The organism is Solimonas terrae (assembly GCF_011067135.1).
Classification (GTDB): domain Bacteria; phylum Pseudomonadota; class Gammaproteobacteria; order Nevskiales; family Nevskiaceae; genus Solimonas; species Solimonas terrae.
Map to the genome: position 1 here is coordinate 26,471 of NZ_JAAMOW010000009.1, position 23,501 is coordinate 49,971.

General features: G+C 67.3%; 16 protein-coding genes. 9 read left to right on the top strand and 7 right to left on the bottom strand.

The features are described 5' to 3' along the window. Nucleotides 1–2 precede the first annotated feature (2 nt). Nucleotides 3–1,277, bottom strand: a complete 1,275-nt coding sequence (gene egtB / locus G7Y85_RS16530; protein ID WP_166259866.1) for an ergothioneine biosynthesis protein EgtB — start codon at nucleotides 1,275–1,277, stop codon at nucleotides 3–5. 813 nt (nucleotides 1,278–2,090) lie between these two features. Between egtB and G7Y85_RS16535 the strand changes: the two genes are divergently transcribed. Together G7Y85_RS16535 and G7Y85_RS16540 are read left to right on the top strand one after the other, a co-directional pair. Further along, nucleotides 2,091–3,011, top strand: coding sequence for a hypothetical protein (locus tag G7Y85_RS16535; RefSeq protein ID WP_166259869.1), 921 nt, complete (start codon nucleotides 2,091–2,093; stop codon nucleotides 3,009–3,011). Nucleotides 3,012–3,089: 78 nt separating this feature from the next. Continuing rightward, nucleotides 3,090–4,832 carry a PAS domain S-box protein gene (locus G7Y85_RS16540; protein ID WP_166259872.1) on the top strand — a complete coding sequence of 581 codons (1,743 nt, stop codon included), beginning with the start codon at nucleotides 3,090–3,092 and terminating at the stop codon, nucleotides 4,830–4,832. A 173-nt stretch (nucleotides 4,833–5,005) separates the two neighbouring features. Here G7Y85_RS16540 and G7Y85_RS16545 read toward each other — a convergent pair whose 3' ends face one another. From G7Y85_RS16545 to G7Y85_RS16560, 4 genes are all read right to left on the bottom strand, one after another. Continuing rightward, complete coding sequence (locus tag G7Y85_RS16545) at nucleotides 5,006–6,472, bottom strand: HAMP domain-containing sensor histidine kinase (protein ID WP_166259875.1); 1,467 nt, start codon at nucleotides 6,470–6,472, stop codon at nucleotides 5,006–5,008. Next, the gene (locus G7Y85_RS16550; protein ID WP_166259878.1) at nucleotides 6,469–7,167 is read right to left on the bottom strand and encodes a response regulator transcription factor; all 699 of its coding nucleotides are present in this window, start codon (nucleotides 7,165–7,167) and stop codon (nucleotides 6,469–6,471) included. The genes G7Y85_RS16545 and G7Y85_RS16550 overlap by 4 nt, the downstream gene beginning before the upstream one ends. Nucleotides 7,168–7,266: 99 nt before the next feature. Then, entirely contained in the window at nucleotides 7,267–8,634 is a 1,368-nt protein-coding gene (gorA, locus tag G7Y85_RS16555) for a glutathione-disulfide reductase (RefSeq protein WP_166259881.1), read from the bottom strand. A gap of 113 nt (nucleotides 8,635–8,747) precedes the next feature. Next, nucleotides 8,748–9,779 carry an AraC family transcriptional regulator gene (locus G7Y85_RS16560; protein WP_174839792.1) on the bottom strand — a complete coding sequence of 344 codons (1,032 nt, stop codon included), beginning with the start codon at nucleotides 9,777–9,779 and terminating at the stop codon, nucleotides 8,748–8,750. A gap of 154 nt (nucleotides 9,780–9,933) precedes the next feature. Here G7Y85_RS16560 and icmF point away from each other — a divergent pair, with 154 nt between their 5' ends. From icmF to G7Y85_RS20685, 4 genes are all read left to right on the top strand, one after another. Further along, on the top strand, nucleotides 9,934–13,215 hold the full coding sequence (gene icmF, locus G7Y85_RS16565) for a fused isobutyryl-CoA mutase/GTPase IcmF (protein ID WP_166259884.1): 3,282 nt from the start codon (nucleotides 9,934–9,936) through the stop codon (nucleotides 13,213–13,215). Between the two features lie 112 nt (nucleotides 13,216–13,327). Next, nucleotides 13,328–13,873 (top strand): nuclear transport factor 2 family protein, encoded by a 546-nt coding sequence (locus tag G7Y85_RS16570; RefSeq protein WP_166259887.1) that lies wholly within the window; start codon nucleotides 13,328–13,330, stop codon nucleotides 13,871–13,873. Between the two features lie 92 nt (nucleotides 13,874–13,965). Beyond that, a complete protein-coding gene (locus tag G7Y85_RS16575) occupies nucleotides 13,966–14,955 on the top strand; it encodes an enoyl-CoA hydratase/isomerase family protein (protein ID WP_166259890.1) in 990 nt (329 codons plus the stop codon). After that, nucleotides 14,952–15,533 (top strand): acyl carrier protein phosphodiesterase, encoded by a 582-nt coding sequence (locus G7Y85_RS20685; RefSeq protein WP_166259893.1) that lies wholly within the window; start codon nucleotides 14,952–14,954, stop codon nucleotides 15,531–15,533. Before G7Y85_RS16575 ends, G7Y85_RS20685 begins: the two co-directional genes overlap by 4 nt. Here G7Y85_RS20685 and G7Y85_RS16585 read toward each other — a convergent pair. Further along, a complete protein-coding gene (locus tag G7Y85_RS16585) occupies nucleotides 15,530–19,126 on the bottom strand; it encodes a bifunctional diguanylate cyclase/phosphodiesterase (protein ID WP_166259896.1) in 3,597 nt (1,198 codons plus the stop codon). The genes G7Y85_RS20685 and G7Y85_RS16585 overlap by 4 nt on opposite strands. A gap of 207 nt (nucleotides 19,127–19,333) precedes the next feature. On the opposite strand from G7Y85_RS16585, the gene G7Y85_RS16590 reads away from it, so the two are divergent. Continuing rightward, the gene (locus G7Y85_RS16590) at nucleotides 19,334–20,542 is read left to right on the top strand and encodes an acyl-CoA dehydrogenase family protein (protein WP_166259899.1); all 1,209 of its coding nucleotides are present in this window, start codon (nucleotides 19,334–19,336) and stop codon (nucleotides 20,540–20,542) included. A gap of 7 nt (nucleotides 20,543–20,549) precedes the next feature. Beyond that, on the top strand, nucleotides 20,550–21,434 hold the full coding sequence (locus tag G7Y85_RS16595; protein WP_166259902.1) for an SDR family NAD(P)-dependent oxidoreductase: 885 nt from the start codon (nucleotides 20,550–20,552) through the stop codon (nucleotides 21,432–21,434). 314 nt (nucleotides 21,435–21,748) lie between these two features. Here the strand turns inward: G7Y85_RS16595 and G7Y85_RS16600 are convergent, their stop codons facing one another. Continuing rightward, on the bottom strand, nucleotides 21,749–22,747 hold the full coding sequence (locus G7Y85_RS16600; RefSeq protein ID WP_166259905.1) for a sensor domain-containing diguanylate cyclase: 999 nt from the start codon (nucleotides 22,745–22,747) through the stop codon (nucleotides 21,749–21,751). Nucleotides 22,748–22,899: 152 nt separating this feature from the next. Here G7Y85_RS16600 and G7Y85_RS16605 point away from each other — a divergent pair, with 152 nt between their 5' ends. Then, entirely contained in the window at nucleotides 22,900–23,385 is a 486-nt protein-coding gene (locus tag G7Y85_RS16605) for a DUF2147 domain-containing protein (RefSeq protein ID WP_166259908.1), read from the top strand. The last annotated feature ends 116 nt before the right edge of the window (nucleotides 23,386–23,501 follow it).

The window sequence follows — 23,501 nt, forward strand, 5'->3', positions numbered from 1 at the left end:
GTCTAGAGATCCTCCGCCAGTCGTAGCCCGGAGAACTGCCAGCGCGCCTCGGGCGGGAAAAAATTGCGATAACTGGCGCGGATGTGGCCGGCCGGCGTCACGCAGGAGCCACCGCGCAGCACCAGCTGCCCGGACATGAACTTGCCGTTGTATTCGCCGACCGCACCGGCTGCCGGCTTGAAGCGCGGATACGGCGCGAACGGACTGCGCGTCCATTCCCAGACGTCGCCGAACATCTGTTGCAGGCCGCTGCCCGGCCCGACCGGCTTCGGGCGCAGGCGACCGGAGTCGGCGAAATTGCCGCTGATCGCGATGCCGTCTGCGGCATGTTCCCACTCGGCCTCGCCCGGCAAACGCTTGCCGGCCCAGCGCGCGTAGGCATCGGCTTCGTAGGCGCTGATGTGCGTGACCGGCGCGGCCGGATCGACCGCCTGCGCGCCACGCAGGCTCATGCTGCGGTAACCGTCTTCGCCGTGCTGCCAGTACAGCGGCATCGTCCAGGCCTGCGCCTGCACCCTTGCCCAGCCGTCGGACAGCCACAGCAGCGGATTGCGATACGCACCGTCGTCGATGAAGTCCATCCATTCACGATTCGTGACGAGCCGGTCGGCCAGTGCGAACGGCTCCAGCAGCACGCGATGCCGCGGGCCTTCGCTGTCGAAGGCAAAGCCGCGCCGGTCGTGGCCGATCTCGACGATGCCGCCGTCGAAGCGCAGGAACTGCGGCGCCGCGCCCGACGCGGCCTGCGTCGGCAGCGGCTCCGGCGCCTTGTATGCAGGCTGCAGCGGATTCTGCGCGAACAGATGCAGGATGTCGGTGAGCAGCAGTTCCTGGTGCTGCTGTTCGTGATGACAGCCGAGTTCGATCAACTCCAGCGCGCGCGCCGCACTGCCGGCACGCAGCAGCGCAGCGATGCCGTCGTCGACATGCGCACGATACGCGCGCACGACGTCAAGCGTCGGCCGCGTCAGCACGCCGCGCTGCGGACGCGGCTGGCGCGCGCCGACGCTGTCGTAATAGGAATTGAAGAGGTAGTTGTAGCGGACATCGAACACGCGGTAACCGTGCAGATACGGCTGCAACACCATGGTCTCGAAGAACCAGCTGGTGTGGGCCAGATGCCACTTCGCCGGGCTCGCGTCCGGCATCGACTGCACGGTCGCGTCGGCATCGGACAAGGGCTCGACCAGTTCGAGGCTCTTGCGCCGCACGGCGCGGTATTGCGAATCCAGCCGGCTCGGTTCGGGCGTGAAACGGGCCTCGGAGGCAGCATCCATGCAACTCCCCTCTGGTTCCCGTCGCGCGCCGCAGGAGGCGCGACAACGGCGGTCCATTATTCCGTTCCGCCGATGGCGGAATCATGAAGGCGAAGTCTGGTACGGACCACGGCAGGGCAAAATGCCCGCACGTCCGGACTTCATGCCGTGGCGCAGCTTGCCAGCATCGCGCAGGCACTGCCCGCTTTCATCGCGGCAGCTCCCGCGTTTTCAAGAGCACGCGCCGCATTCCATGCCAGACGGGCGCCAAGCACACCATGATCTGCCCGAGTCGGCGCTGAACGCGTGCGCGCGCCGAATCCTGTCACGGGCACAGGTCTTGCCTGTGCCGACGTTTTTCCGGCAGATCGGACATCGAATGTCGGGATGCCGACACCGGACGACGGGCGCGCGTCGCCGCGCCGTACTTGCTGCCGCAGCGTGCCGCGCCATTCGTCTGCCGGCCGATGCCGCTGGTAGCGTCGCGCACTTTTCCGACATCGCCCTGCCAGGCGTCGATGCGGACGCACATCGTCCGTCGCGCAATTCGCCTCGCACGGTCCCGACGATCGCGCCATCACACTGACGCCGCGACAGAATTTCCGTGCGGCGGGCGGCGATGGCGACCGCCATCAACGGCAATTCGCGTGGCTTTGCGCGCACCGCGCGAGCGCTTCGATGCACAGCGCGTAGTACGAATCCCCTACACGCATCGCCCGACACAGGCATGGCCGTGTCGCACGGGACTTGGATCGGTCGGGCAGGCCCCCGGACCCCGCCATCCCCACCATGGACGCCAGCACACCGTCGCCGCTACCTCATCCGCTGTCATCGATGCTCCTGCGGATCTGCCGTGCCGCCGTGATCGCCGCAATCGGCCTGGCCACGGCGCCGGCGGTGCTGGCATCAAGCACCGCGGACGAGGATGCGAACCTGATACCGGCGAACGCCACGCGCGGCGGCGCCTTCACCAGCAGCTACCGCACCGCCGACGAGGCCGACGGCCTGTATCGCGTGAGCACGCGCTTCCGCACGTTCTCGGGCGAAACCCTGTCGATCGGCTTCGAGCTGCCGGACACCGCCGGTCGCGCGTCGCTGCGCGAGTTCGGCGTCTCCGATCAGGAACTCAAGACCCTGCTCGATGCCTGCATGGCGAGACAGCACTGCGAGCAGGACGAGTTCGACCAGGAGACGGCGCGCTATTACCGGGAACACGCGCTGCGCATGCGCATCGTGCCCGGACAGAAGACGCATCTGTACGTCGACATCGCGCAGGTCGTGCAGCGCAATCGCGCGCGCGTGCAACCCGTCGCCGCAGCGCTGCGGCGCGTCGCCGCCGAACACGGCCACGACACGCGATGGACCATCAATGCGGCGATCGCGCTGGTGCAGACCGGCCTGCTCTACCGCAAGCCTTCGCAGAGCGAGGACGGCCGCCAGATCCTCGGTTTCTACCCGCCGCCGCGCGCGCTGGAACGCGGCTACGGCGACTGCGACACCAAGGCGGCGCTGCTCGCGGCGATCCTGCAGAACCTGACCGATACGCCGATCATCGGCGTCCACGTGCCGCAGCACTATCTGCTCGGCATCGCGATACCGCCGGCTGCCGATCAGGCAACGCTGCGCTACGACGGCAAGCCCTTCGTGCTGGTCGAAGCCTCGGGCCCGGGCGAGCGGCCACCCGGCGACATCGGCAGCACGACGCAGCTCGCGCTCGACAGCATGAACGGCGTGCGCATCGATCCGATGTTCTGAACGCGGCAAACTTGACGCCGGTCAATGCGCGCCGGCCGGCGATGCGGTCTGCTGGGCAGGCTTACGAGGTACACCGCCATGCTCAGCTCATCCGTACGACCGGCCACTCCGGGCACTCCGTTCGCTGCGGCGGCGCACCCGACCGAAGACTATTTCCGCAGTCTGGTCGAGTGTTCGCCGGACGTCGTCATCGTGCTCGACGAAGACGGCGTGGTCCGCTACGTCAGCCCGTCGGTCGATCTGATGGGCTTCACCGAGCAGCAACTCCGCGGCCATCACGTCGGCGATTTCCTGCACGATGACGAGCGCGCGGAGGCGCTCTCGCGCCTGCGTTTCCTCGCCGAGCATCCCGGCTCGTCGACGCGCTCGGAACGCCGCGTGCGTCGCGGCGACGGCGCCTGGCGCGTCGTCGACGCAGTCTCGACCAGCCTCGTCGACCATCCGCAGGTACGCGGCATCGTCATGCAGCTGCGCGACATCAGCGCCCGCACGGCGGCGCAAACCGCGCTGCGCGCGAGTCGCGAGCGCCTGAAGGAAATCACCGAGATCATCGCCGAGGTATTCTGGGTCAGCGACCCCGACAGCACGCGCATGCTCTATATCAGTCCCGGCTACGAGCGGATCTGGGGGCGCAGCTGCGAAAGCCTGTACGCCGATCCGCGGTCGTTCGCCGACGCCATCCACCCGGACGATCGCGCGCGTGTAGCGGACGCACTGGCGGCCAAGGCGCGCGGCGAAGCGATGGCGGTCGAGTACCGCATCGCGCAGCCGGACGGCGCGCTGCGCTGGATCTGGGATCGCGGCTATCCGGTCCGCGACCCGGCCAACGGCGCGGTGAGTCACGTCGTCGGTGTGGCAATGGACATCACCGAACGCCGGCAGACGCAGGACGAGCTGAAGCTGTTCCGCGAGCTGATCGACCGCTCCAGCGACGCGATCGAGGTCCTCGACATCGACAATCTGCGCTTTCTCGATCTCAACCAGACCGCCTGCGATGTGCTCGGCTACAGCCGCGCGGAGCTGCTGACGATGACCGCATTCGACATCGATCCGCTGCTGCAGGACGGCGTTCCGAAGGAGCGCATGGAACAGCTGCGCGGCGTCGGACAGGCCTGCTTCGAAACACGCCACCGGCGCAAGGACGGCACGACGTTTCCGGTCGAAGTGAACATCAAGCGCGTCGACCTCGGTCGCTCGTATCTGGTGTCTTCGGCGCGCGACATCAGCGACCGGCGCCAGCTGGAAAGCGCGATGGAAGCGACCATCCGCGCCTTGTCGAACGCGCTCGAAGCCCGCGACCCCTACACCGCCGGCCATCAGCAGCGCGTCGCCCAGCTGGCGCGAGCAATCGCGGTCGAACTCGGCTGCAGCGACGACAGCATGCGAGGGCTTAGCCTGGCGGCGACCGTGCACGACATCGGCAAGATCGCCGTACCGGCCGAAATCCTCGCGCGGCCCGGCCGCCTCACCAAGCCCGAGTTCGATCTCATCAAATGCCACGCACAGACCGGCTACGAGATCCTCAAGGATGTCGCCTTTCCGTGGCCGATCGCCGAGATCGTCCATCAGCATCACGAGCGCTACGACGGCAGCGGCTATCCCGGCGGACTGAAGGGCGAACAGATCCTGCGCGAAGCGCGCATCCTGGTGGTCGCCGACGTGATCGAGGCGATGTCCGCGCACCGCCCCTATCGTGCGGCGCTCGGGCTCGAAGCGGCGCTGCAGGAGATCGAACGCGGTCGCGGCAGCGCCTTCGATCCCGAGGTCGTCGACGCCGCCGTGCGGCTGTTCCGCGACCGCGCCTACATGCTGCCGCGCTGATTCGTCCGGCTCGGCCGGCAATGTCCGGCAGGCCAGGCGCGCGACCGGCGATGGCGGCGGCGCTGTTGTCGCCGATCGTGGCAACGACGGGGCGGCGCCGACACGATCGTCGGCATGAGCCGTCGGGCAGCCGCCTTCGTTGCCGCGCCGCGCCGGCATCTTGCACCACTCGTCTACAGGCGCGCCGGCGCGATCTCGCGCGGCAGCCGCAAACACGCCTCGAAGCCCTGTGCCGCGTCGCGGCGATTGCGGAAGTCGACGCTGCCGTCACAGGCCGCGATGCAGCGGCGCACGATCGCCAGACCGAGCCCGAAGCCGCCGCTGTCGCGGCTGCGCGAACCCTCCGGCCGAAAGAACGGCTCGCCGAGCCGCGCCAGCGCCGCCTCCGGCACGCCGGGTCCGCGATCGAGCACGGCGATCTCGATCTGTTCGCCATCGAGCATGGCGCGCAGTTCGATCGGCCCCGCATCGCCGCCGTAACGCAGCGCGTTGCGCACGAGATTCGACAGCGCACGCTGCAGGAAGGCGCGATGACTGCAGAGCTCGATGTCGGCGTCGAGCACGATGCGCACACGGCCGCCACCGTCGTCACGCTGCGCGACCGCATCGAGCAGCGGTCGCAACAGGAAGCGCGTCGGCAGCGCGCGCTGCGCAAATTCGGCGTCGGCACGCGAGAACAGCAGCAGCTCGCGCAGGAGCTCGGACATTTCCGCGGCATCGTCATGCAGATCCTGCAACTGCGCACGCTCGGCCTCGCCGGCTCCGGCGCCGGCATCGAGAATGCCGAGACCGATCTGCAGTCGCGACAGCGGCGCCGTGACTTCGTGCGCGATGTCCGCCATGAAGCGACGTTGTGCGTCCGCCTGCTGCTGAAGCCGCGCGGCCATGCGATTGACCGCTTCGGAAAGCTGGCCGAGTTCATCACGCGAGGTGACCGCGACGCGCGCGTCGAAACGGCCCTCGGCGATGCGCGCGGTCGCCGCCGTGATGCGTGCGACCGTCCGCGTCAGCGCCGCGAGCAGCGGCAACCACCAGAGCACCGACAGCAAGGCGCCGAGCAGCGGCAGCAGCAGCCAGTGCTGCAGGCCGAGAAAGACAATCAGCGCCTGCAGGCTGGCCGCCGTGATGATCAGATCGGCCGGCGCGCGCGCGTTGCCGGCGCCGAGCAGCGTCGGCACGCGCAGCTGGTAGTCCGATCCGGTATGGCGCAGTTCGATGCGATGCGCGGGATTCTGATCGTCGGGCGGCGGCGGCCCGTCGAAGCGCGCGTCATCCGGCCGACCCTGCGGCGCCGGCCCGCCGTCCGGCGGCGGCGGTCGATCGCCGGCGCCGGGGGGCGGGCCGGGCGGCGGCCCGTGTTCGGGCCCGCCACGCGCCCGGCAGCATTCGAAGCGCACGCCATAGCGTTGCCCGTAAGCGTCGAGCAGCGCCGGCCACTGTGCCTGCGGCTGCGTCGACAGTTCGCGGCCGAGGCCCTGGCCGATCGTGAACAGGCGCTCGCGCACCGGCACCGACAGCAGGCTCTGCCAGCCGAAACCGGACTGCCCGGAGGTGAACGCGAACAAAACGAACAGCAGCACGAGATTGAGCAGCAGCCACAGCAGCAGCTTGATCGACAGCGGCAGGCCGGGTCGCGTCATGTTGCGGCCGGCTCGCCGAGCAGATAGCCGGCCGCCCGCACGGTGCGGATCAGCTGCGCATCGCGCGCGGTGTCGCCGAGCTTGCGGCGCAACGCCGCAATATGGACATCGATGGAGCGGTCATGGCCGGTGAATTCACGGTCACGGACCTCTTCGAGCAACTGATCGCGGCTGCGCACCTGACCGGCGTGCCGCGCCAGCGCGGCCAGCAGATCGAATTCGACCGGCGTCAGCGCGACAAGCTCGCGATCGAGCCGCACCTCGCGCGCGGCAACATCGATCTGCAGCGGCCCGACGCTGATGTTCGGCACGCCTTTGGGCGCGTGCGCACTGCGGCGCAGGATCGCGCGCACGCGTGACAGCAACTCGCGCGCCGACACGGTCTTCGGCAGGTAGTCGTCGGCACCCAGATCAAGGCCGACGATGCGATCTTCCTCGGCGCCGCGACCGGTCAGCATCAGCACCGGCACCTCGGACTGCACGCGCAGGTGCTTGAGCACCGAATAGCCGTCGACGGTCGGCAACATCAGGTCGAGCACGATCAGATCCCAGGCTTCGGCGCCCGCGCGACGGATGCCTTCAGCGCCGTCGTGCACGGCCTGCACCTCGAAACCCTGCGGTCGCAGATAGTCCGCGAGCAGACGGGTCAGCTTGCGGTCGTCGTCGATCAGCAGCAGGCGGGGCGTAGCGCTCATGTCAATCCAGGCGGCGGTCCGGCTACGGTAGCGCAGATCGCGACGGCGGCAGCGCAGGCTTTACCGGGTCTTTACATGGCGCGCCGGCCTCATCGTCGCTCAGGCCGGAGCCAGCCGCGGCGTGCGCATCGTCACGAACTCCTCGGCGGTGCTGGGATGAATGCCGAGGGTGTCGTCGAAAACCTGCTTGGTCGCACCGGCCCTCAGGGCGATCGCGATGCCCTGGATGATCTCGCCGGCGTCCGGACCGACCATGTGCGCGCCGAGCACGCGGCCGCTGTCGGCGTCGACGACCAGCTTCATGTAGGTCCGCTCCTGCGAATCGGTCAGCGTCAGTTTCAGCGACTTGAAGCGGCTCTCGAAGATTTGCAGCGCATGGCCGCGCTCGCGCGCCTGCGCTTCGCTCAGGCCGACCGTGCCGATATTCGGCAGGCTGAACACGGCGGTCGGGATCAGCTCGTAGTCGAGCCTGCGGTATGCGTCCGGGCGAAACAGCTGACGCGCGACGGCCGTGCCTTCGGCAAGTGCGACTGGCGTCAGCTGCACGCGGCCGACGACGTCGCCGACCGCGAGGATCGACGGCTCGGCGGTGCGAAAATCGTCGTCGACCTCGATGAAGCCGCGATCCTTGCGACGCGCACGCGTGCTGGCAAGGCCGAGGCCGTCACCGGCCGGCGGCCGGCGGCCGGTCGCGAACATCACGCAATCGGTCTCCAGCGCGCGTCCGTCGCACAGATGCGCGACCAGCACGCCGTCGGCGCGCCGCTCGATGCGTGCGATGTCGGCCTGGAACTGCAGGTCGATGCCGCGCAGGCACAGCTGCGCACGCAGATGCTCGCGGATGCCGTCGTCGAAACCGCGCAGGAACCGTTCACCGCGATACAGCTGCGTGACCTGCACACCGAGGCCATGAAAGATCGACGCGAACTCGACGGCGATGTAGCCGCCGCCGGAAACGATGACGCGGCGCGGCAGTCGCGGCAGGTGGAAGGCGTCATCGGACGTGATCGCATGTTCGGCGCCGGGAATGTCGGGCACGTCCGGCGCGCAGCCGGTCGCGATCAGGATGTGCGCGGCGCGGATGCGTTCGCCGCCGATCTCCGCGGTATGCCCGTCGAGCAGGCGCGCGTGGCCGCGGATCAGGCGCGCGCCGGCGTCGGCGAGCAACCGACCGTAAACGGCGTTGATGCGCGCGATCTCGCGGTTCTTGTTGTCGCGCAGCGTCGGCCAGTCGAAGGCCGGTGCCGCGCCGTGCCAGCCGTAGCTCGACGCGTGCGCGAAGTCGTCGGCGTACGAGGCGCCGTAGACGAACAGCTTTTTCGGCACGCAACCGAGATTGACGCAGGTGCCGCCCAGTTCGCGACTTTCGGCAATCGCCACGCGCGCGCCGAAGCCGGCCGCGACACGCGCCGCACGCACGCCGCCGGAGCCGGCGCCGATGACCAGCAGATCGACATCGATGGACATGGCGTGCTCCCGCTTCGGCGACAGGGCGAACAGCATGCACGCAAATGGTCGGGCTTCGCGATGCCGCGGCGTCCGCCGCTCATGCTCGCGTCCGGCAGACGGGAGCGGCGCGCCTAGGCGGGATCGCTGGCGCCGCTGCGGCGGCGGTAGTCGCCGGGACTGACGCCGGTCCACTGCCGGAACGCGCGATGGAAGGCGCTCGCCTCGGCAAAGCCGAGCAGCTGCGCGATCTCGAGCACGGTCTGCCGCGAGCGCGTCAGATGACGGATCGCCAGATCGCGGCGCAGCGCGTCCTTGATCGCGCGGATCGACTGGCCTTCGTCGTCGAGACGACGACGCAGCGTCGACGCGCTGATGCGGAAGTCGACCGCCAGTTCATCGAAGCCGGGCCAGGCGTCGGGTGGCGTGCCGCGCAGACGCCGGCGGATGCGCGCGGCGAGGCTTTTAGGGTTCTGGTACTTGACGATGAAGTTGCGCGGCGCGCGCTGCAGGAATTCGCGGGCGCTGCGTTCGCTCTGCACGACCGGCGCTTCCAGATCGAGCGCGTTGAACGTGAACACGGTCTGCGCGGCATCGAAGCCGACGTCGCCGGCATAGACGGCGATGTACTCGCGCCACCACGGTGGCTGTGGATACGCAAACCGCGCGGTGCGGATGGCGATGCGCCGGCCGATCAGCCAGCACAGCAGCCCGTGCAGCATGACGAACAGCGTCTCGTGCGCGAAGCGTCGGCGCTGCTCGTCGGTCACCCGCAGCACCATGAAGCGCAGGCTGGCGACATCGTCGCCCGCGTCGAACTCGACGCGCGTGTCGTCGAGCAGCAGATTGAGGAAGCGGGTCCCGCGCAGCAGCGCTTCGCGCAGGCTGCGCGTGTGCAGGGTCAGATGACAGAGCGTCGCGAAACTGCCGACCTTGAGACGGCGTGTATCGAGACCGAAGAACTCGTCATCGAGGGCCGCGGCGATGTCGAGCCACAAGGTGCCGAAAGCATCGGCGGAGACGCGCGCCTCGTCGCGGGCCAGCAGCGACGGGTCGATGCCGGCGCGGCGCAGGAAGTCGTCGGGCGCCAGGCCGCGCTCGACGACGCCGCTCAAGGCCTCGCGCACGAAGGCGATCGCGACACTGCCCTTTTCGATGCTGATCATGGCCGCTGACGGCGCGATCCGGTTCCGGTCGGGCGGTCAGTATGGCAAATTCGGTCATCGTTCACGGCGTTTTTCGACATGCCTTACGCAGGGCGGCGGTCGTAAAATCGGCGGTCTTCCCGCGGAGCCGGCTCCGCGCCAACCGGTACCTGTCATGACCGACCTTTCCGTTCCCGCGCCACTCAAGCCGTACAAGGCCAAGCACAAGGTGCGCTTCGTCACCGCCACCTCGCTGTTCGACGGCCACGACGCGACCGTCAACATCATGCGCCGCATCCTGCAGGGCACCGGCGCCGAGGTGATCCATCTCGGCCACAACCGCTCGGTCGGCGAGATCGTCAACGCCGCGCTGCAGGAAGACGTGCAGGGCCTGTGCATCACCTCGTACCAGGGCGGCCATACCGAATTCTTCAAGTACATGGTCGACCTGCTGCGCGCCAACGGCGGCGAGAACATCAAGATCTACGGCGGCGGCGGCGGCGTGATCGTGCCGGCCGAGATCAAGGAGCTGATGGGCTACGGCGTCGCGCGCCTGTACTCGCCGGAAGACGGCGCCAGCATGGGCCTGCAGGGCATGATCAACGACGTCATCCAGGGCTGCGACTACGACCTGACGCCGCTGGCGCCGAAGCCCGGCGAGGCTTTGAAAGCGCTGAAATCCGGCAGCCGCCGCGATCTGGCACGCGCGATCACCGCGATCGAGAACGGCAGCTATCCGGATGCGCTCAAGGCCGACATCCGCAAGGCGGCCGCCGACATCAAGACGCCGACGCTCGGCATCACCGGCACCGGCGGCGCCGGCAAGTCGTCGCTGACCGACGAGCTGGTGCTGCGCCTGCGTCTCGACCAGAACGACGCGCTGAAGATCGCCATCATCTCGATCGACCCGTCGCGCAAGCGCACCGGCGGCGCGCTGCTCGGCGACCGTATCCGCATGAACGCGATCGAGCCTTGGACCGAAGGCCAAGACAATGTCTACATGCGCTCGCTGGCAACGCGTGACACCGGCAGCGAACTGTCGGCAGCCCTGCCGGACGTGATCGCCGCCTGCAAGCTGTCGGGCTTCGACCTGATCATCGTCGAGACCTCGGGCATCGGCCAGGGCGATGCGGCGATCGTGCCGTTCGTCGACACCTCGCTGTACGTAATGACGCCGGAATTCGGCGCCGCGTCGCAGCTCGAGAAGATCGACATGCTCGACTTCGCCGACTTCATCGCCATCAACAAGTTCGATCGCAAGGGCGCGGCCGATGCGCTGCGCGACGTGCGCAAGCAGTACCAGCGCAACCGCGAACTGTTCATGCGCAAGCCCGACGACATGCCGGTCTACGGCACGATGGCGTCGCGCTTCAACGACGATGGCGTGACGGCGCTGTATCAGGCGCTCGCCGAAAAGCTCGGCGCGCTCGGTCTCAAGCTTGCGGCCGGCAAGCTGCCGAAGGTCACGGTCAAGGCCTCGTCGGAAGGTCGCGCGATCGTGCCGCCGGAACGCGTGCGCTATCTCGCCGACATCGCCGATACCGTGCGCGGCTATCACAAGGAAGTGGCGCGACAGGCCCGCGTTGCACGCGAGCGCCAGTCGCTGCAGATCGCCAAGGCCTTGTTCGAGGCGGCCGGCAAGCCGGCAAGCGGCTTCGACGAACTGGTATCGGCCAAGGACGGCGAGCTGACGACGGAAGCCCGGAAGCTGCTCGCGCGGTGGCCGGAGCTCGTCGCACGCTACGCGCAGGACGAGGACGTCGTGAAGATCCGCGACAAGGAGATCCGCACCAAGCAGACCAGCGAATCGCTGTCCGGCACCAAGGTCCGCAAGGTCTCGCTGCCGCGCTTCGAGGACGACGGCGAAACCCTGCGCTTCCTGATGAAGGAAAACCTGCCGGGCTACTTCCCGTTTGCCGCCGGCGTGTTCCCGTTCAAGCGCGAAGGCGAGGACCCGACCCGCATGTTCGCCGGCGAAGGTGATGCGTTCCGCACCAACCGCCGCTTCAAGCGCGTGTCCGAGGGCATGCCGGCGCATCGCCTGTCGACCGCGTTCGACTCGGTGACGCTGTACGGCTGGGACCCGGACCTGCGCCCGGACATCTACGGCAAGGTCGGCAACTCCGGCGTGTCGATCGCCACGCTTGACGACATGAAGGTGCTGTACTCGGGCTTCGATCTGTGCGCGCCGACAACCTCCGTGTCGATGACGATCAACGGCCCGGCGCCGATGATCCTGGCGATGTTCATGAACACCGCGATCGATCAGCAGGTCGAACAGTTCACCGCGGCCCAGAAGCGCGCGCCGAATGCCGAGGAGCACGCGGCGCTCAAGGCCAAGGCGCTGTCGACGGTGCGCGGCACCGTGCAGGCCGACATCCTCAAGGAAGACCAGGGCCAGAACACCTGCATCTTCAGCACCGAGTTCGCGCTGAAGATGATGGGTGACATCCAGCAGTACTTCGTCGAGCACAAGGTCCAGAACTTCTACTCGGTCTCGATCTCCGGCTATCACATCGCCGAAGCCGGCGCGAACCCGATCAGCCAGCTCGCCTTCACGCTCAGCAACGGCTTCACGTACGTGGAGTCGTATCTGGCGCGTGGCATGCACATCGACAGCTTCGCGCCGAACCTCTCGTTCTTCTTCTCGAACGGCATGGACCCGGAGTACACGGTGATCGGCCGCGTCGCACGTCGTATCTGGGCGGTGGCGATGAAGAACCGCTACGGCAGCAACGAGCGCTCGCAGAAGCTCAAGTACCACGTGCAGACCTCGGGCCGCTCGCTGCACGCGCAGGAGATGAACTTCAACGACATTCGCACGACCCTGCAGGCGCTGCTGGCGATCAACGACAACTGCAACTCGCTGCACACCAACGCCTACGACGAGGCGATCACGACGCCGACTGAAGAATCCGTGCGGCGCGCGATGGCGATCCAGCTGATCATCAACCGCGAGTTCGGCCTTGCGAAGAACGAGAACTCGCTGCAGGGCAGCTTCATCGTCGACGAGCTGACCGATCTGGTCGAGGAAGCCGTGCTCAAGGAATTCGAGGCGATCGCCTCGCGCGGCGGCGTGCTCGGCGCGATGGAAACCGGCTACCAGCGCGGCAAGATCCAGGAAGAGTCGCTGTACTACGAACACAAGAAGCACGACGGCTCGCTGCCGATCATCGGCGTCAACACCTTCCGCAATCCGAAGGGCGACGACGAGCAGCATGAAATCGAATTGGCACGTTCGACCGACGACGAGAAGCAGTCGCAGCTGACCCGTCTCAAGGACTTCCATAAGCGCAACGCCAAGGATGCACCGGCCATGCTCGGGCGCCTGCGCGATGCGGTGATCGCCAACGACAACGTCTTCGAAGTGCTGATGGATGCCGTGCGCATCTGCTCGCTCGGCCAGATCACGCAGACGCTGTTCGAAGTCGGCGGCCGTTATCGCAGGAATATGTGATGTGCCTCCCTCTCCCCGCGCGCGGGGAGAGGGAATTCCCGGCATCACCCGTTCAGGGGAACGCGCCGCGCGTTGCGAGTGCTAGGTTCGTGCCTCGCAACGGAGAACGATGATGCGCGAAGACCTCGAACGCCAACTCGAAATCCTGCTCGACAAGCAGGCGATCACCGAACTGGTGTACGCCTATTGCAATGCCGCCGACCGGCACGATTTCGACAAGATGCGCGCGCTGTATCACGACGACGCGATCGACGAGCACGGCAAGTTCGCGAAGGGTCCAGCCAAGGAGTTCCTCGACAAGCTGCCGGAAATCCAGGCGCCGATGGCGGTGCTGCACCACAACGTCACGACCATCAATCTCAAACTCGACGGCATTCGCGCGGAGGGCGAGATCTACCTGATCGCGATGCATCAGGTGAAGACCAACGACGGCCTGTACGATGTGCTGATCGGTGGCCGCTACTTCGACAAATACGAAAAACGCCAGGGCGTCTGGAAGTTCAGCCACCGCAGCATCGTTGCCGACTGGGCCTATCCGGCGAATCCGAGCCGGATCGAACTCGATCATCCGTTTCTGGCCGGCGCGCACATCGGCGCGCCCGGCCCTGACGATCCGTCGTACGGATTCTTCAAGCTGCTGCGACGCGGCGAACGCTGAGCCGGCGCGGCGACCGGCCAGCTGCGCGCACGCGCTGCCCGATTCGGGCTTTGGCGCTTGCCGTCGCGGCGACGGCGCTCTAGCGTGACGCCATGTCATCCACTCCGGTCCCGTTGTCCGTCGACCAGCTGCGACAGCTCGCATCGCTGGGCGAACGGCGCGCGCATTCGCCGCTCGGCGAACCGCTGCTGCTGCTGGCGCTCGGCGCCGGCGACCGCGCCGATCGCGCGTTGAACGACTGGCTGCGCGCGCTGCCGGCGCCGGTCGTCGGCATCGGCGCCGGCGACGCGCCGTTCGCCGTCGCCTGCGATGCGGTCGTCGACGACATCGATGCTGCCGCATCCCTGATTGCCAATGTCCGTCGCCATCCGCTGGCGGCAATGGTGTTCGTGCAGCTCTTGCGCTTGATCGAGAAGCTGCCGATTACCGAGGCACTGAGCGCGGAGTCACTGGCCTACGCGGCGCTGCAGAACGGTCCGGAATTCCACGGCTGGCGCAACGCCCATCCCGGCGACCGGGCGGCGCCGGACGAGGACGGTCCGGCCGTCGTCATCACGCGCGAGGAGGATCGCCTCCAGCTTGCGCTCAACCGGCCCGGCAACCGCAATGCAATGACGGTGGAGATGCGCGACGCACTGTGCGAAGCCCTGCAGCTGGCGGTCAGCGATGCGTCGATCGCCACGATCGAGATTCGCGCTCGCGGCAAATGCTTCTCGACCGGCGGCGATCTGCGCGAATTCGGGACGGCACCCGATCCGGCGACCGCGCATCTGGTCCGCAGTCTCGCCTTGCCGGGCCGCCTGCTGGCGCAGCTGGCTTCGCGCAGCACGGCGTTCGTGCATGGCGCCTGCATCGGCTCCGGCATCGAATTCCCGGCTTTCGCCGGCCGCATCGTCGCGCGTGATGACGCCTGGTTCCAGCTGCCCGAACTCAAGTACGGCCTGATTCCGGGTGCCGGCGGCTGCATCAGCATCACGCGCCGCATCGGCCGCCAGCGCGTCGCCTGGCTGGGCCTGAGCGGACTGCGCATCGACGCGGCACGGGCCCTGGACTGGGGTCTGGTCGACGCGATCGCGCCGTGAACTTCCTCGCGCATCTCTGGCTCGCCGAGCGCAGCGGTACCTCGCTGGCCGGCAGCATTCTCGGCGATGTTGTGCACGGCGCCGATCTGTCGGCGTATCCCGACGACATCGCACTCGGCATCCGCCTGCATCGCCGGGTCGACGCGCAGACCGACCGGCACCCGGCGGTGCGCGTTCTGCGCGAGGGCTTCGCACCGGGCACCCGCCGATATGCCGGCATTGTTCTCGATCTGGGCTTCGATCACGCGCTGGCAGTCGACTGGCGGCGCTACAGCGACGAGCCGCTGTCCGTGTTCTGCGATCGCGCCGGTGTGGCGATCGCCGATGCCGCACCATGGTTCGAGCTGGCCGGCGGCCGCCGCACTTCGGCGGCGGCCTTCGGTTCCTTGCTGCGCTCCTACGCCGAGCCATCCGGCATCGCGCAGGCGCTGACGCGCACGGCGGCGCGATTGCGAAGGCCGCAGGCCCTGCTCGATGCGGCGCACGCCTGGGCGGATCATCTGCCGCAGCTGCACGCACAGCTGCCCGGTCTGCTGCAGGTCCTGCAGCAGACGATGGCGGAAGCACCGGGCGTTTAGGACGCGTTGCGCTCGCGCGCCTGGCTCAGACTGATGATCTTGGACGGCAGCTCGTCGGCCGGCGTCGGCTTGCAGAAATGGTAGCCCTGCAGCGCGAAGGCATCGATCGCGGCGCCGCGACCGATGTGATACCCCTGCGCCGCATCGCAGGCTCGATCGCGCAGGAACACCAGCTGATCCTGCGTTTCGACACCTTCGGCGATGACCTTGATGCCGAGACCGTGCGCCATCGCGATGATCGCACGCGCCACCGCCGCATCGGCCGGATCGTTGATGATGTCGTGCACGAAGCTGCGATCGATCTTGAGCAGATCGATCGGGAAACGCGTGATGTACGAAAGGCTGGAGTAGCCGGTGCCGAAATCGTCGACGGCGATCTCGATGCCCATGCCGCGCAGCGCGTGCAGTGTCGCCATCGTCTCCTCGGAATTCGCCATCAGCGCACCTTCGGTGATTTCAAGCACGAGCAGCTCGGCGGGCAGGCCGGAATGGGCCAGCGCCGACTGCACGTTCTGCATCAACTCGGGATGCGCGAACTGCTTCGGCGACAGATTGACCGCGACGGTCAGCCGCTGCCCCAGCCGCGCCTGCAGCGTGACCGCCTCGCGGCAGGCCGTGTGCAGGGTCCAGTAGCCGATCGGCACGATCAGCCCGGTTTCCTCGGCGACCGGCAGGAACTCGGCCGGCGACACGAGACCACGCTCCGGATGCCGCCAGCGGATCAGGGCCTCGACGCCGAACACTTCGCCGCTCTGCAGTGCGACCTGTGGCTCGTAGTGCATCTCGAATTCGCCGCGCGCCAGCGCCCGACGCAGTTCGGTTTCGACGACGATGCGCTGCTCGGCTTCGAGCAGCATGTCCTGCGTGAAGATCCGGTAGCCATCGCGACCACCGACCTTGGCCTTGTACATCGCCGTGTCCGCGTTCTTCAGCAGGGTCGCCGGATCGTCGCCGGCATTGGGGTAGGCGCTGATACCGACACTGGCGGTGACGCGCAGTTCGTGCGCGCCGACGACGACCGGTTGATCGATCGCCGCGATCACCGACTGGGCGATGCGCACGATGCTGGCAGTGTCGCGCACGTCGGGCAGCAGAATCGCGAATTCGTCGCCGCCCATGCGCGCGATCGAATCGCATTCACGCACGCAGTCCTTGAGCCGCGCGGCCACGGTGATCAGCATCTGGTCACCGACGTGATGACCGAGCGAGTCGTTGATGCGCTTGAAATTGTCGAGATCGATCATCATCACGCCGACCTGGCTGTGGTCGCGGCGCGCACGCGCGATCGCGACGCTGGCGCGGTCGCTGAACAGGGTGCGGTTCGGCAACTGCGTGAGCGCATCGTGATGGGCGATGTGGCGCACGTATTCTTCGCGCCGGCGCCGCTCGGTGATGTCGTAGGCCATCGCCAGATAGCCGATGATCCGTCCGTCGGCATCGCGGCGTGCGGTGATGGCAATCTCCAGCGGCACCGATGAGCCGTCCTTGCGGCGCCCGCTCCATTCGTTCTCGTCGGCCAGCCCGCGGCCGGCGCGCAGCTTGAGGACCTCGAAGCCGACCGGCGGGACGATGCCGAACTCCTTGGCGAGCGTGTTCGCGCGCAGTTCCAGATCGGACTCGTCGATCAGATCGGTCAGGCGCAGGTGGCCGACCATCTCGCTGCGTCGATGCCACCAGAGCCGCTCGGCCGCAGGGTTGGCCGCGCTGATGCGGCCGTCCACGTCGGTTGCGACGATGCCGAACGCGGCGCCGTCGAGGATCGACTGGCGGAAACGATTGGCTTCGGCGATCGCCTCTTCGGCGTGGCGGCGTTCGCTGAGATCGCGCACGACTTTGACGAAGCCGATCAGCTTGCCCGTCGAGTCGCGCAGGGCGGTAATGACGACGCTGGCCCAGAAGCGCGTGCCACCCTTGCGCAGGCGCCAGCTCTCGTCCGTGAAATGTCCCTTTTCGGCCGCGATCTGCAGCGCGCGCTGCGGCTTGCCTGCGGCGAGATCGTCGGGCGTGTAGAAGCAGGCGAAGTGGCGGCCGACGATCTCGTCTCCGGCGTAGCCCTTGATGCGCTGCGCGCCCTCGTTCCAGGTGCTGACATGACCAGCCGGATCGAGCCCGACGATCGCGTAGTCGCTGACGCTGCTGATCATCAGGCGGAAGCGTTCCTCGGAGTCGCGCAGTGCCTGCTCCGCCGCTCGGCGCTCGCTGATGTCGGACACGACGCCGACGAAACGGCGCCGCCCTTCGGCGTCGATCAGATTGATCGACAGCGACATCGGAAACTCCTTGCCGTCCGCATGCTGGCCGGTCACTTCGCGGCGCAGGCCGACGATGCGGCTGTCGCGATCCGGATTGAACTGCATGACGTGACGGGCGTGGTCGCCGCGGTAGCGCGCCGGCATCAGCATGGTCACGTTGCGGCCGATCACCTCGGGCGCGGAGTAGCCGAACATCTGTTCCGCGGCACGATTGAAGGTCTGCACGAAGCCGCGTTCGTCGATCGTCAGGATGCCTTCGGCGCCGCTGTCGACGATCGCGCGCTGATACGCCTCGTTCTCGCGCAGGGTCGCGGTCATCCGCCGCGCCAGCAGCTGGGCGCGCTGGCGACCATTGCCGAGCAGAAAAGTGACCATTGCCAGCAGCAGGCTGCAGAGCACACCGGCGATCGCGGTCGCCGGCGCCATCGACGCGCCACCGCCGGCAAAACCGGGCATCGCGGCAAACTGCAGCTGCCAGTGCCGACCGTAGAGCTCGATGCGACGGCTGGCGGTCAGCGCCGGCATCTCGCCGGCGGGGCGATCGTCGAACAGCGCGCCGCCGTCGGCGTCTGCCAGCTGCAGGTGCACGCCATCGGCGCTGCCGGACAGCACCGGGCGGATGAAGTCGCCCATGCGGAATGGCGCGTAGACATAGCCGAGCAGGTCGTGACGACGGCCGGTGACATCATGCGGCGGCAGCCGCGACGCGTAGACCGGCAGATACAGCAAGGTGCCGGCCTGCGGATCATCGCCATTTTCCTGCAACAGCTGCACCGGCCCGGTCAGCGCCGCCCGGCCGCTGTCGCGCGCCCTGATCATCGCCGCGCGGCGCGTGGCCTCGGAAAACATGTCGTAGCCGAATGCCCGCTGATTGCGACCCGTGAAGGGTTCTATGTATTCGATCGACGTGTATTCGCCGCGCGGGCCCGCGGGAAACACGCTGAAATCGCCATAGCCCTCGCCGCGGACCCGCCGCTGGTAGGCGTCAAGCTGATCGGCCTGCAAATGGCGGGCAAACGCGATTGCCTGCACCCCTGGAAAGTTTTCGCTGACGTTGATGCTGTCGACATAGCGCCGCCATTCGTCGCGACTGACCGCGTCCGAGGCATCGAACAGGCCGACGCCGCCACGCAGGATCTGTTCATAGGCCTGCAAACGCGAGACCAGCGCCGTCGTGATGCGTGAGGTTTCCTGCTCGAAGTGCGCGTCGCGAACGGCCGTGGCCGTCTGATCGACGTAGCGATAGGCGCGCTCGGTGATGAACAGTCCGAGCACCAGCACGGCGAGCGCCGGCAGGATCGCCATCCAGACCGCTTTGTGCGCGGCACGCCGGGTCGTCATCGGGTGCTCCAGATCGGGTTCGAGCGCATTCTCGAACGGCGCTGCCGGCAGTAGCGGCCTGCTGGTAGGTTTTTGCCACCCGGCACGGCGCGGCAACGGCCGGACGGCAGGCCGAAGCCGACCGACGGACCCTCACCAGATCGGACGAAGTTGTTGCCGGCCTCACTCACTAGCATGCTGGTAAGTCAGACTCACCAAAGCGATCCCATGGCAGACTTCAGCGGCAACGAACGCCCGAGCGTGATGCAGGCGTTTTCCGGACTTTCCAACGACGAACTCGAAATCCTCGGCAACGCCGACCGCTTCGCGCAGGCCGAGCTGTACCCGCTCGCGCAGAAGATGGACGACGAGGAATGGTGGCCGACCGAAATCTTTCCCAAGATCGGCGAGACCGGCTATTTCGGCATCACCGCGCCCGAGGGGTACGGCGGCTCGAATCTCGGCGTGTTTACCTCGGGCCTGATCCTGCAGGCGTTCTCGCGCTGGAATCATTCGCTCGGCCTGGCCTGGGTGGCGCACGAGAACCTGTGCATGAACAACATCCTGCGCAACGCCAACGAAGCGCAGAAACAGAAGTATCTGCCGGGCCTGAACAGCGGCAAGCTGATCGGCGCGCTCGGACTCACCGAGCCCGGTGCCGGCTCCGACGCGCTCGGCTCGATGCGCACGACGGCGCGCCGCGAAGGCGGCCACTACATCCTCAACGGCAGCAAGATCTACATCACCAACGGACCCGTGGCCGATGTGCTGCTGATCTACGCCAAGACCGACAAGGACAAGGGCGCGCAGGGCATCTCGGCGTTCGTCGTCGAAAAGGGCACGCCGGGTTTCCGCATCGCGCAGAAGCTCGTGAAGATGGGCTTCCGCGGCTCGCAGACCGCGGAGCTGGTGTTCGAGGACTGCAAGGTCCCGGCCGAAAATCTGGTCGGTGACGAGAACCGCGGCGTCAGGATCGTCATGTCCGGCCTCGATCTCGAGCGTGCGATGATCTCGCCGATCTGCCTCGGCATCGCCGAGCGCGCACTGGCGCTGTCGCTGGATTACGCCCGCCAGCGCAAGCAGTTCGGCAAGCCGATTTCGGAATTCCAGATGGTGCAGTCCATGCTCGCCGAGATGTACGTCTGGGTCGAATCGATGCGCCTGTACACCTATCAGGTGCTGCGCGCCGCCGATGTTGTCGACGAGAACGAGGGCGGCCGCGGCGAGATCCACAAGCTGACCGCGGCCGGCGTCATGTATGTCGCCGAAACCATGAACAAGGTGCTCAATCACGCCATCCAGGTGCACGGCGGCAGCGGTTACATCTGGGAATCCGAGATCAACCGTCTGTATCGCTCGATCAAGCTGCTGGAGATCGGCGCCGGCACGACGGAAGTGCGCAAGATGATCATCGCCGGCGAGCTGCTGCGCAGCTGAGCCCCGCATGAGCCACGCTTATCAGGCGCAGCTGGACGCCAACACGCCGGAATCGGTCTGGTCCGCCGACACGGTTTACCGATCCGATCTGTTTGCCGGCAAGGTCGCGCTGGTGTCCGGCGGCGGCAGCGGCATCGGCCGCGCGACGGCGCTGTTGTTCGCCCGCCTCGGCGCCACCGTCGTGATCTGCGGGCGCACGGCGGAGAAGCTGGCCGCGGTCGTCGACTTCGCGCGCGGCAAGGGCGCGACGATGCTGGCGGTGCCGACCAATGTTCGCGAGGCCGAACAGGTCGACGCGCTGTTCCAGCGCATACACGCCGAGTACGGCCGCCTCGATTTCACCGTCAACAACGCCGGTGGCCAGTATCCGCAACCTGCGATCGACTACGCGCCCAAGGGCTGGGCCGCGGTCATCAACAACAACCTCAACGGCAGCTGGTACATGATGCAGCGCGCCGCGCGGTACTGGCGAGAACATCCGGTTGCCGGTGGTGGCGGCTCGGGTTCGATCGTCAATGTCGTGGTCGTCACCGAGCGCGGCATGCCCGGTGTCGCGCACACGGTCGCGGCCCGCGCCGGCATCATCGGCGCCTCGCGCACCGTCGCTGTCGAATGGGCACCGCTCGGCATTCGCGTCAACTGCGTCGCACCAGGCCTGACCGCAACCGAAGGCCTCGAGGTCTACCCGCCGGAAGCCGTCAGGGAATTCCCGCTCGCCAACCCGATGAAGCGGCCCGGCACGGCGATGGAAATTGCCGAAGCCTGCATTTATCTCTCGGCCAGCAGCGGCAGCTTCATCACCGGTGAAGTGCTGACCGTCGACGGCGGCGGCAAGCTCTGGGGCGAGCTGTGGACGGCCGGGCGGCCGGATTACTACAAGCAGTCGACGTAGAACATCCTGCGCACTCTTGTCGCGCGAGCTTCAGCGCCTGACTGACCAAGCCCTCGAGCCGACCCTCTGCCCTCCTGGAAGCGAGAAGGGATTGGCCTTGTGAAGCCCGCGGGTCGCGCTCCTGCAGGTGTCACGCGCGGATTCGGCGTTGCGAGCAGGGCCAAGCTCGCGCTTTCCGCGCACAGCCTCTGATCGGCAGCGAAGAAATCGTCGCGAGCGGCCCGAGGCTGTGCCGAGAAGCGCAGCCGTACAGACGGTACGGCGAGCATCACAGGTGCTGGATCGGGTCGCGCAGCGGATTTATTCGCCGCCGATCACTCGAACCACGCGCGCACGGCGTTTCTCCCTTCGCGCTTGGCCTTGAACAGCGCGGCATCGGCATGCCGCATCAGCTCGCCGAAATCGCGCGTCAGCGGCCGCATGGCCGCGACACCGCCACTGACCTGGACCGACGCATGGTGCGGGCCGTCGGTGCTGATCCGGTTTTCGCTGACCTGCAGCCGCAGGCGCTGCGCGATTTCCAGCGCTGGACCCTTGTCGCAGCGCGGCAGCAGCACCGCGAAGTCGTCGCCGCCGAGCCGGCCGATGACATCGATGCGGCGCAGGCCCGCCGTCAGGGTCTGCGCGACACCGACCAGCGCGCGATCGCCGGTGTCGGTACCTTCGCTGTCGTTGAACTTGCGGTAGTGATCGACATCGAACAGCGCGACCGACAAGGGCTCGGCAAAGCGCCGGGCGCGCTCGAATTCCTGGGCACCGATGTCGAGGAAATGGCTGCGGTTGAACAGCCGGGTCAGGCTGTCGCGCGTCGCGCGTTCGTAAAGCTCGCTCTGCCGGGCCTTCTGTTCGGTGATGTCCTGGAAGACTTCGACGATGCCGAAGATCTCGCCGCCGGCGCCGCGCACGACATCAAGCGTGCATTCCGCGAGAAAATGGCTGCCGTCGGGGCGGCGCCGGCGGTGCTCGCTGCGGCAATGTCCATGCGTGCGGGCGAAATCGAGCGACTGCTGCGGCGCGTTGTCTCGTGCGCCGTCGTTGACGAACATCTGCGCATAAGGCCGGCCGACGATTTCTCGCTCGCGCCATCCCGAGAGTCGTGTCGCACCGCGGTTCCAGCTGGCGATGCGGCCGTCGCGGTCGATCACGCAGACGCCGAACGCGCTGATCGCCTGCACGACATCGGCATAGCGCTGCGGATCGCGACGCAGCAACTGGTCGTATTCGTCGCTGCGCAGTTGCGCCGGATCATGGGCCAGCGGCTCGACGAAGTCGGGGGGTGGATAGGTCTGCGGCGGCGACAAGGGATCAAGCATGCGCGGATTCTAGAAAGTCCGGATTGCCGGCGCGGTAGGAAATCAGCCCTCGTCGTGCCAGCCAGATGCCCGCCGCGGGATTAAGAACGGATTCAGTACCGTGCCGCGACGCTGCTCGTGCCGATTAAGATGAAAGCCCCTGTGGAGGAATCATGAAAACGCTGAAACGTCCGCTGTTCGTCACCGCGCTGCTGCTGACCACGAGCCTCGCTCCGGTCGCCTGGGCCGCCCCGGATACGCCGGTCGGCACCTGGAAGACCATCGACGACGCGACCGGCAAGGCCAAATCGCTGATCACGATCACCGAACAGGACGGCAAGTTGCAGGGTACGGTCGTCAAGCTGATCAATCCGTCGAAGCCGAACCCGGTTTGCGAGAAGTGCGAGGGCCAGCGCAAGAACCAGCCGATACTGGGCATGCAGGTGCTTTGGGACGTGCGCAAGGACGGCGACCAGTGGGACGGCGGCCAGGTGCTCGATCCGGAGAAGGGCAAGATCTACGGCGTCAAGCTGACCATGGCCGACAATGGCCGGAAGCTCGACGTGCGCGGCTTCATCGGCTTTTCCCTGCTGGGCCGCACCCAGACCTGGCTGCGCGAACCGGACGCCGACGCCGCAACACCGCCGACTGCGCCGTAAGCCGGCGAACCGGCCCGCCAAGGGCCGCCAGTCCGCGGCGCCGACCTTGCGCCGCGCCGGGCCGCCCATAGAGATCGGCCTGTGGCGCCGGCGTGCAGTCGACGCGAACGTCTCCT